This window comes from Cupriavidus sp. DL-D2, from assembly GCF_039710735.1.
Lineage (GTDB): Bacteria > Pseudomonadota > Gammaproteobacteria > Burkholderiales > Burkholderiaceae > Cupriavidus.
The window spans coordinates 1-1,763 of sequence record NZ_JBDKXK010000129.1 but is presented as its reverse complement, the minus strand read 5'-3'; the positions used below and the strand labels follow the sequence as shown (position 1 = coordinate 1,763).

General features: G+C 68.0%; 1 protein-coding gene. It reads right to left on the bottom strand.

Annotated features, from left to right (window positions below; genetic code table 11):
- The coding region (locus tag ABDB81_RS30300) for an amino acid adenylation domain-containing protein (RefSeq protein WP_346814409.1) at positions 1-1,763 on the bottom strand (1,763 nt) is incomplete at both ends.

Below are 1,763 nucleotides of genomic sequence, written 5' to 3'. Positions count from 1 at the left end.
GCCCAGATGGCAGCCAGCGCGATTTCCGCTTCGCCTTGTGGCGCTTCGTAGCGCGTTTGGGCCTGCGCTTCCGGTGCCGGCAGCGCCTTGCGATCCAGCTTGCCGTTGGCGTTCAGCGGCAGACGATCCAGCACCATCAACGCGGACGGCACCATGTACTCGGGCAATGCTTCACCGAGCCTGACACGCATCGTCTGCGCATCGAGCAACTGCCCTGCCCGGCATGCCACGTAGGCCACCAGTCGCGTGCCGCCTACGGCAACCACCACCGCCTCCGCCACTTCGGGCAGCGCCAGCAACTGCGCCTCGATCTCGCCCAGTTCGATCCGCAGGCCACGGATCTTCACCTGATGGTCGATCCGGCCCAGGTATTCCAGTTGCCCATCGGCACGCCAGCGCACCAGATCGCCCGTGCGATACAGGCGCCCGCCTGCCTCGAAGGGATCGGCCACGAAGCGCTCGGCCGTCAGGCCCGGACGACGCAGATAGCCGCGCGCCAATCCCACGCCGCCCAGATACAACTCGCCCGCCACGCCCTGCGGCACGCGGTTCAGGCTGCCGTCGAGCACATGCGTACGGATGCCCGACAGCGGTCGGCCAATCGGCACTTGCCGGCCTTCGGCGCGGCAGTTCCAGTACGTGACGTCGATCGCCGCCTCGGTCGGGCCATAGAGGTTGTCGAGCGAGACCCACGGCAAGCGCGCCAGCACCTGCGCCTGCACTTCTGCGGGCAACGCCTCGCCGCTGCACACGATGCGCCGCACGCTGCGGCAGGCTTCCACGCCATCGTGGGCCATGAACGCGGCCAGCATCGACGGCACGAAGTGCAGCGTGCTCACGTCATGCGCCGCAATGCGCGCCACGAGCCGCGCCGGATCGCGATGCTCGCCCGGTGCTGCCAGCGCCAGACGCGCACCGGCCATCAGCGGCCAGAAGAACTCCCAGACCGAGACATCGAAGCTGAACGGGGTCTTCTGCAGCACCGTATCCGCATTGCTCAGTGCATAGGCCTGCTGCATCCACGCGAGCCGGTTATGCAGCGCGCCGTGCCGATTGGCCGCGCCCTTGGGGCGTCCCGTGGAGCCCGAGGTGTAGATCACGTAGGCCAGGCTCTCGGCGTGCAGCCGCACCGCTGGCGCGTAGGTCGGCCACGCACTCCAATCGAGCGTATCGAGATCGAGCCACGTGGCGGCCAGCCGGGCCGGCACCCGTTCGCGCAGATGCGACTGCCCGAGCAGCAGCGATACCGCGCTGTCCTCGACCATGTACGCGATGCGCTCGGCCGGATACTCGGGATCGATGGGCACATAGGCGCCACCGGCCTTGAGGATGCCGAGCAGGCCCACCACCATCTCGATCGAGCGTTCGGCCACGATGCCCACGGGCATCTCGGGACGCACGCCCAGTGCGATCAGTTGATGCGCCAAGCGGTTGGCACGCGCATCCAGCTCCGCGTAGCGCAGCGATTGCTCGCCGAACACCAGGGCCACCGCATCGGGCGTGGTCGCTGCCTGTCGGGCAATGAGGTGATGCACCGGCTCCGGCGTGCCGTGGGCATCCGTGTTGATGCTCCAGCCATCGAGCCGCGCGCCTTCCTCGGCGGCCAGCAGCGGCACATCGGCCACAGCCATATCCGGCTGTGTAGCGAGCGCTTGCAGCATGGCTTCGTAGTGCGCCGCCATGCGTGCCATGGTCTCCGGTTCGAACAGTTCAACGGCGTAGCGCAGCGTCAGTTGCAGCGTGCCGTCGTCGTGTTCGATGGA